Annotated in this window: 6 protein-coding genes; all 6 read right to left on the bottom strand. The window is 60.9% G+C overall.

Annotation, left to right across the window (positions count from 1 at the left end; genetic code table 11):
* Window positions 1-135 precede the first annotated feature (135 nt).
* Window positions 136-1,116 carry a GlxA family transcriptional regulator gene (locus tag ACIPQ1_RS14505; protein ID WP_411385418.1) on the bottom strand — a complete coding sequence of 327 codons (981 nt, stop codon included), beginning with the start codon at window positions 1,114-1,116 and terminating at the stop codon, window positions 136-138.
* A 113-nt stretch (window positions 1,117-1,229) separates the two neighbouring features.
* Window positions 1,230-1,994 (bottom strand): ABC transporter ATP-binding protein, encoded by a 765-nt coding sequence (locus ACIPQ1_RS14500; protein WP_186710561.1) that lies wholly within the window; start codon window positions 1,992-1,994, stop codon window positions 1,230-1,232.
* A 56-nt stretch (window positions 1,995-2,050) separates the two neighbouring features.
* Window positions 2,051-2,749, bottom strand: a complete 699-nt coding sequence (locus ACIPQ1_RS14495) for an ABC transporter permease (protein WP_053124415.1) — start codon at window positions 2,747-2,749, stop codon at window positions 2,051-2,053.
* Window positions 2,746-3,435, bottom strand: a complete 690-nt coding sequence (locus ACIPQ1_RS14490) for an ABC transporter permease (protein WP_250963456.1) — start codon at window positions 3,433-3,435, stop codon at window positions 2,746-2,748. The genes ACIPQ1_RS14495 and ACIPQ1_RS14490 overlap by 4 nt, the downstream gene beginning before the upstream one ends.
* A 90-nt stretch (window positions 3,436-3,525) precedes the next feature.
* On the bottom strand, window positions 3,526-4,299 hold the full coding sequence (locus ACIPQ1_RS14485; RefSeq protein ID WP_014339812.1) for an ABC transporter substrate-binding protein: 774 nt from the start codon (window positions 4,297-4,299) through the stop codon (window positions 3,526-3,528).
* Window positions 4,300-5,024: 725 nt separating this feature from the next.
* Window positions 5,025-6,980, bottom strand: a complete 1,956-nt coding sequence (gene acs, locus ACIPQ1_RS14480) for an acetate--CoA ligase (RefSeq protein ID WP_186710565.1) — start codon at window positions 6,978-6,980, stop codon at window positions 5,025-5,027.
* Window positions 6,981-7,260: the final 280 nt, after the last annotated feature.

Genomic DNA, 7,260 nt, shown 5'->3' with positions numbered 1-7,260 from the left:
CAAAACCACCTGTGGGAGCGTTATGGCTGCCGATGGCGGAGGTACACCCAACATTCATTTCACTGAAATACCGCCATCGCGAGCAAGCTCGCTCCCACAGTTCTTGTGTTGACCGCCTATCCGCAGTCTTGCCGGTTAGCCCCGTTCGGACGGCACCGAGGACAATTCGAACGGGCTGCTGCTGCGTCGCTGGTTGCGGTCTTCCCGCGGCGTGGCGCCGAAGAAGTTGCGGTAGGCGCTGGAGAAGTGGGGCCCCGAGGAGAAACCGCAGGACAAGCCGATCTGGATGATGGACTTGCTGGTCTGCATCAGCATCTGCCGGGCCTTGTTCAGGCGCAGCTCCAGGTAATACTGGCTGGGCACGCGGTTGAGGTATTGCTTGAAGATCCGCTCCAGTTGCCGACGGGATACGCACACATGCTGGGCGATTTCGTCGGTGGTCAGCGGCTCCTCGATGTTGGCCTCCATCAGCAACACCGCCTGGGTGAGCTTTGGATGGCTGGAGCCGAGGCGATTCTGCAACGGAATGCGCTGGCGCTCGCCACCCTCGCGAATGCGCTCGACCACCAGCTCTTCCGACACCGCGCCGGCCAGTTCCGCGCCGTGATCCCGGGCCAGCACCGCCAGCAGCAGGTCCAGCACCGACATGCCGCCGCAAGCGCTCAGGCGATCGCGATCCCAGTCGAACAGATGGCTGGTGGCAATGACCTTGGGGAAGCGTTCGGAGAAATCGTCCTGCCAACGCCAATGCACAGCGGCACGGTAACCGTCGAGCAACCCCAATTGCGCCAGGGGATAGACACCGGCAGACAAACCGCCGATCACACAACCGGCACGCACCAGTTGCTTGAGGGCGCTGCCCAGGGGCGAGGCCAGCGCGGTCGGCGGCTCATCGGCCAGCAGGAACAGCTTCTGGAAACCCTCGAGCTTGCCGGCCCAGGGTTCGCCCGGCAATTGCCAGGCGCCGTCGGCCGGTGGCTCGGCCTGCAAGAACGACAACTCGTAGACCACATCCGGATGCACCCGCTGGGCGACACGCAAGGCGTCCTCGGCCAGCGCCAGCGTCAAGGCTTTAGTGCTGGGCCAAATCAGGAAACCTATTCGATGGGCAGTCATGGCGGGCGATCCGAAGCGAAAACAGTGTTAAAGCCAAAAGCGGCTGCAACCAAATTAGACCATCTGGCGCGCGGTGCGCAGCATGACCCAAATCAGGTGCGTAACGGGAGCGATTACTTGAGGCTGCCCGACAGAAATTGTTGCAGGCGCTCGGATTGCGGATTCACCAGCACTTCGCGCGGGTTGCCGCTTTCTTCGACGATGCCTTTGTGCAAGAACACCAGCTGGTTCGACACTTCACGGGCAAAGCCCATTTCGTGGGTCACCACCACCATGGTCCGGCCTTCCAAGGCCAGGGCCTGCATCACCTTGAGCACGTCGCCCACCAGTTCCGGGTCCAGCGCCGAGGTCGGCTCGTCGAACAGCATCACCTCAGGCTCCATCGCCAGCGCACGGGCAATCGCCACGCGCTGCTGCTCGCCGCCGGACATGTGGCCCGGGTAGGCATCCTTGCGATGAGCCACGCCAACCTTGTTCAGATAGTGCTCGGCCTTCTCCCGTGCTTCGGCCTTGGCCACGCCCAGTACATGCACCGGCGCCTCCATGATGTTTTCCAGCGCGGTCATGTGGGACCACAGGTTGAAATGCTGGAACACCATCGACAGCCGCGAACGCATGCGCTGCAGTTGCTTGGGGTCCGAAGCCTTCATGGCGCCGTCCTTGCCCGCCACCAGCTTCAACTCTTCGTTGTTGAGCAGGATCTTGCCGGCATGGGGTTGCTCAAGCAGGTTGATGCAACGCAGGAAAGTACTCTTGCCGGAGCCACTGGAGCCGATGATGCTGATCACATCGCCAGCGGCGGCTTTCAGGGACACGCCCTTGAGCACTTCGTGACTGCCATAGCGTTTATGCAGGTCTTGGACTTCAAGCTTGTACATGCGGTCGGTTCTCACAAAACGTCAGTCGTTGAGCAGTCGATCGGATCGATGCGTTATCAGTGCTTGCGCGGGGCCAGGTAACCCAGCCAGCGGCGCTCGGCCAGTTTGAACAGGCGCACCAGGATGAAGGTCAGGCACAGGTAGAACACACCGGCGGTGATGTAGGCCTCGAACGGCAAGTAATACTGCGCGTTCACCGTGCGCGCGGCACCGGTGATGTCGATCAGGGTCACGATGGAGGCCAGGCTGGTGGTCTGCAACATCATGATCACTTCGTTGCTGTATTGCGGCAGCGCCCGGCGCAGGGCCGACGGCAGCAGGATCCGGCGATACAGCTTGTAGCGCGACATGCCCATGGCCTTGGCCGCTTCGATCTCACCGTTGGGCGTGGCCCGCAGGCTGCCGGCGATGATTTCGGCGGTGTAGGCACTGGTGTTGATGGCGAACGCCAGGCACGCACAGAACGTTGCGCTGGACAGCCATGGCCAGAGGAAGCTCTCGCGCACGACCGCGAACTGCGCCAACCCGTAGTAGATCAGGAACAGCTGCACCAGCATCGGCGTGCCGCGGATCACGTAGGTGTAGAGCCAGGCCGTCATGTTGACGACCGGCTGCTTGGACACCCGCATCAACCCCAGGGGCAGCGCCGCCAGCAGGCCGAAGAACAGCGACAGGGCCAACAGCTTCAGAGTGGTCAGCAAGCCGCTGAAATACAGCGGCAAAGCTTCGTAGATGACGTTGTAGTCGAAGATCATAGATCAGCCGCCCTTACGCCTACCGAGTAGCGCTTCTCAAGGTGACGCAACGCCAGCAACGAGACACTGGTGATCACCAGGTACATCGCCGCCACTGCGAGGAAGAAGGTGAAAGGCTCGCGAGTGGCATCCGCCGCCTGCTTGGCCTTGAACATCATGTCTTGCAGGCCCACCACGGAAATCAGCGCAGTGGCCTTGGTCAACACCAACCAATTGTTGGTGAAACCCGGAATCGCCAGGCGAATCATCTGTGGCACCAGCACCCGGAAGAACACCTGGAAGCTGTTCATGCCATACGCCATGCCCGCCTCGGCCTGCCCCTTGGGGATCGCCATGAAGGCACCGCGAAAGGTTTCCGACAGGTACGCACCGAAAATGAAACCCAGCGTGCCGATACCGGCCGCCAGCGGGTTCAGGTCGATGTAGTCGTCATAGCCAAGCATCGGCGCGACGCGGTTGAGCAGGTCCTGGCCGCCGTAGAAAATCAGCAGGATCAGCACCAGGTCGGGAATGCCGCGGATGACCGTGGAATACAGGTCGCCCAGCCACGCCAGCCAGCGCACCGGCGAGAGGCGCAACGCGACACCAATCAACCCCAGGACGATGGCCAGGGCCATGGACGACAAGGCGAGCTCAAGCGTCAACCATGCGCCATCGAGGATGACAGCCCCGTAGCCTTTCAACATGATTCAGGTCCTCGAAAGTGGGATGAAAAAATGGCGCAAACCGCAGAGATCCTGTTGCTTGCGCCATTTCGCACGAGTGGCGGGACGTCGTTACTTGCCGTAGATGTCGAAAGCGAAGTATTTGTCCTGGATTTGCTTGTACTTGCCGTTCTCGCGAATGGCAGTGATCGCGCCATTGATCTTGTCTTTCAAGGCATCGCCCTTGCGAACCGCGATACCGATGCCGTCGCCGAAGTATTTCTCATCGGTGAAGGCCGGGCCGACGAAGGCGAAGCCCTTGCCGGCATCGGTCTTGAGGAAGCCGTCATCCAGCAGCGTAGCGTCTGCCACGGTGCCGTCGAGGCGGCCGGCGGACACGTCCAGGTAGATCTCGTTCTGCGAACCGTACGGCTTGATCTCGGCACCCAGCGGGGCCAGCACTTCACGGGCGAAACGCTCGTGGATCGAACCGCGCTGCACGCCGATGTTCTTGCCCTTGAGCTCGGCCAGGCCGTCGCTGACCTGGGTACCGGCCTTCATCACCAGGCGGGCCGGGGTGTTGTAGTACTTGTTGGTGAAATCAACCGACTTCTTGCGATCTTCAGTGATCGACATGGACGACAGGATCGCGTCGATCTTGCGCACCTTCAGCGCCGGGATCAGGCCGTCGAACTCTTGCTCGACCCACACGCACTTGACCTTCATCTCTTCGCACAGCGCATTGCCGATGTCGTAGTCGAAACCGACGATGCTGCCATCCGGGGCTTTCGAGGCGAACGGAGGGTAAGCCGCTTCGATACCAATCTTCAGGGGCTTCTCATCAGCGAAGGTCGGCAGGGACAGCACGGACAGTGCCAGGGCGCCAAGCAGCACAAGTTTCTTCATCTTGGGACTCCATCGGTAAAGGGCAAAAACGGCAGAGTGAGCAACAGCCCAATATGCGAATGGGTGAAACGAACTTTGGTGCTGCGTCCTAGGAAGCTCACGATTTATCCAACGCGAGCCACGACGAGCGAGTGATCGGCATTCTAACGACAGGCCCGAAGCCGATATTTCTTCAATGCGACAACAAATTACAGAAGCACCAAGAAAGCTGTTTGAGCACATTGACAGCCCCGCAAATTCATGCAAGAGCAAAAGAAGGGAAACCGATCTATGCTGCAAATAGCGGGCCCATTATTCGCAAACCCTTCTAATCCGGCAAGCACAGCGTGTCGGCTTATTTTCACAGACGCCTGGAACCGCCCTATGACGGGGCTTCGCGTTTCACATCGCCCCGTTATGGCGCCTTTGGTTACACATTTCGAAACGTCGGTAACGTTCAGACACCTCCTACTTTAAACGCCGATATTTATTCGAACACCTATCAGCCAAACACCAAACCCTGTGGCGAGGGAGCTTGCTCCCGCTGGGCTGCGCAGCAGCCCCAATAGCCAGGCACCGCGCTTGCTCAGGCATACCGCATTGACCGGTTTACGACTGCTGCGCAGCCGAGCGGGAGCAAGCTCCCTCGCCACAAAGGCACCACACTTCAGGCCCTCCCAGCGCGCCCATAAAAAAGCCCCGCCCGGCAAACGCCGGGCGGGGCTCTTAGGTGCTACACGCGACCGTCAGGCCACGTTCATGGTCTTGTGTGTCTCGATCAGGTGCGCCACCACACCCGGGTCGGCCAGGGTGGAGATATCACCCAACCCGTCGTATTCCGCCGTGGCGATCTTGCGCAGGATGCGGCGCATGATCTTGCCGGAGCGGGTCTTCGGCAGCCCCGGTGCCCACTGGATCACGTCTGGCGAAGCAATCGGACCGATCTCCTTGCGCACCCAGTTCTTCAGCTCCAGGCGCAGGGCCTCGCTGGTTTCTTCGCCGGCATTGAGAGTGACGTAGACATAAATGCCCTGCCCCTTGATGTCGTGCGGCACGCCCACCACCGCCGCTTCGGCGACTTTCGGGTGGGCGACCATGGCGCTTTCGATCTCGGCGGTGCCCATGCGGTGGCCGGAGACGTTGAGCACGTCATCCACCCGACCGGTGATCCAGTAGTAGCCGTCCTCGTCGCGACGAGCGCCGTCACCGGTAAAGTACATGCCACTGAAGGTCTTGAAGTAGGTGTCGACAAAACGGTCATGGTCGCCGTACAGCGTACGCGCCTGGCCTGGCCACGAATCGAGGATCACCAGGTTGCCTTCAGCGGCGCCCTCGACCAGGTTGCCGAGGTTGTCCACCAGTGCCGGCACCACGCCGAAGAACGGACGCGTGGCCGAACCTGGCTTCAACGCCGTGGCGCCTGGCAGCGGGCTGATCAGCACGCCACCGGTTTCGGTCTGCCACCAGGTGTCGACGATCGGGCAACGCTCCTTGCCGACATTCTTGTAGTACCAGTCCCAGGCTTCCGGGTTGATCGGCTCGCCCACCGACCCCAACAGGCGCAGGCTGCTGCCATCGGCACCTTCGACCGCGGCGGTGCCCGAGGCCATCATCGCGCGGATCGCGGTCGGCGCGGTGTAGAGGATGCTGACCTTATGCTTGTCGACAACCTTGGCCACCCGGGTGATGTCCGGGTAGTTCGGCACGCCCTCGAACAGCAGCGTGGTCGCGCCATTGGCCAGCGGGCCGTAGACGATATAACTGTGGCCGGTGACCCAACCCACGTCGGCGGTGCACCAGTAGACCTCGCCCGGTTTGTAGTCGAACACGCGCTCATGGGTCAGCGCCGCGTACAGCAAGTAGCCAGCCGTGGTGTGCTGCACGCCCTTCGGCTTGCCGGTGGAGCCGGAGGTGTAGAGGATGAACAGCGCTTCCTCGGCGCCCATCTCTTTCGGCGCGCAAACGGTACCGGCGACCTTCATCAGGTCTTCGTACCAGATGTCACGGTGCTGGTTCCACTTGATGTTGCCCGCCGTGCGCTTGCACACGATGACTTTCTGGATGCTGCTGGTTTCCGGGTTGGTCAGCGCGTCATCGACGTTGGCCTTGAGCGGGATCTTCTTGCCGGCGCGAATGCCTTCGTCGGCGGTGATCACCACTTTGGATTTGCAGTCGATGATCCGGCCCGCCAGGGCTTCGGGGGAGAAACCACCGAACACCACCGAGTGAATCGCACCGATCCGGGTACAGGCCAGCATCGCGACCACGGCTTCAGGGATCATCGGCATGTAGATGGTCACCACGTCGCCGCGGTGCACGTCCTGGCCGCGCAGGGCGTTGGCGAACTTGCAGACTTCTTCGTGCAGCTCGCGATAAGTGATGTTGCGGCTCTCGGACGGGTCATCGCCCTCCCAGATAATCGCAATTTGATCGCCGCGCTCGGCCAGGTGACGGTCGAGGCAGTTGTAGGAAACGTTCAGGGTGCCGTCGGCGAACCACTTGATGTCGACATGGTGATCGTCGAAGGACGTCTGCTTCACCGTGGTGAAAGGCTTGATCCAATCGAGGCGCTTGGCCTGCTCGCGCCAGAAGCCGTCCGGGTTGACGACCGACTGCTGGTACATGGCCTTGTAGGTCGCCTCGTCAGTCAGCGTATTGGCCGCAACCTCGGGACGAACGGGATACACAGAAGCCGCACTCATCTTTCTTACCTCGGTGAATAGTTGTTTTTGTATGATCCCGTTGTAGCCCGGGGCGGGCCTATAGAACCATTCGACGATGGTAGTAACAAGTCCCTACAAAATGTCGGTACTAGTGGGAGCCGAGCTTGCTCGCGATGGCGGTGGGTCAGTCAATATCCATGCAAACTGATCCACCGCTATCGCGAGCAAGCTCGCTCCCACAGTTGATCTCCATTGAACGCTCACTTTACGTCCAACGCCGCTCCCCCTGTGGGAGCGAGCTTGCTCGCGATGGCGCCTG

The organism is Pseudomonas sp. LARHCG127 (genome assembly GCF_052871455.1).
The sequence above is the reverse complement of the archived record's forward strand: the minus strand, read 5'-3'. Positions and strand labels throughout refer to the sequence as shown.

What these genes read in the sequence shown, in the direction of transcription:
- ACIPQ1_RS14500 (WP_186710561.1), bottom strand. Translation starts at nt 1,994, where the DNA reads ATGTACAAGCTTGAAGTCCAAGACCTGCATAAACGCTATGGCAGTCAC.
- acs (WP_186710565.1), bottom strand. Translation starts at nt 6,980, where the DNA reads ATGAGTGCGGCTTCTGTGTATCCCGTTCGTCCCGAGGTTGCGGCCAAT.
- ACIPQ1_RS14505 (WP_411385418.1), bottom strand. Translation starts at nt 1,116, where the DNA reads ATGACTGCCCATCGAATAGGTTTCCTGATTTGGCCCAGCACTAAAGCC.
- ACIPQ1_RS14490 (WP_250963456.1), bottom strand. Translation starts at nt 3,435, where the DNA reads ATGTTGAAAGGCTACGGGGCTGTCATCCTCGATGGCGCATGGTTGACG.
- ACIPQ1_RS14485 (WP_014339812.1), bottom strand. Translation starts at nt 4,299, where the DNA reads ATGAAGAAACTTGTGCTGCTTGGCGCCCTGGCACTGTCCGTGCTGTCC.
- ACIPQ1_RS14495 (WP_053124415.1), bottom strand. Translation starts at nt 2,749, where the DNA reads ATGATCTTCGACTACAACGTCATCTACGAAGCTTTGCCGCTGTATTTC.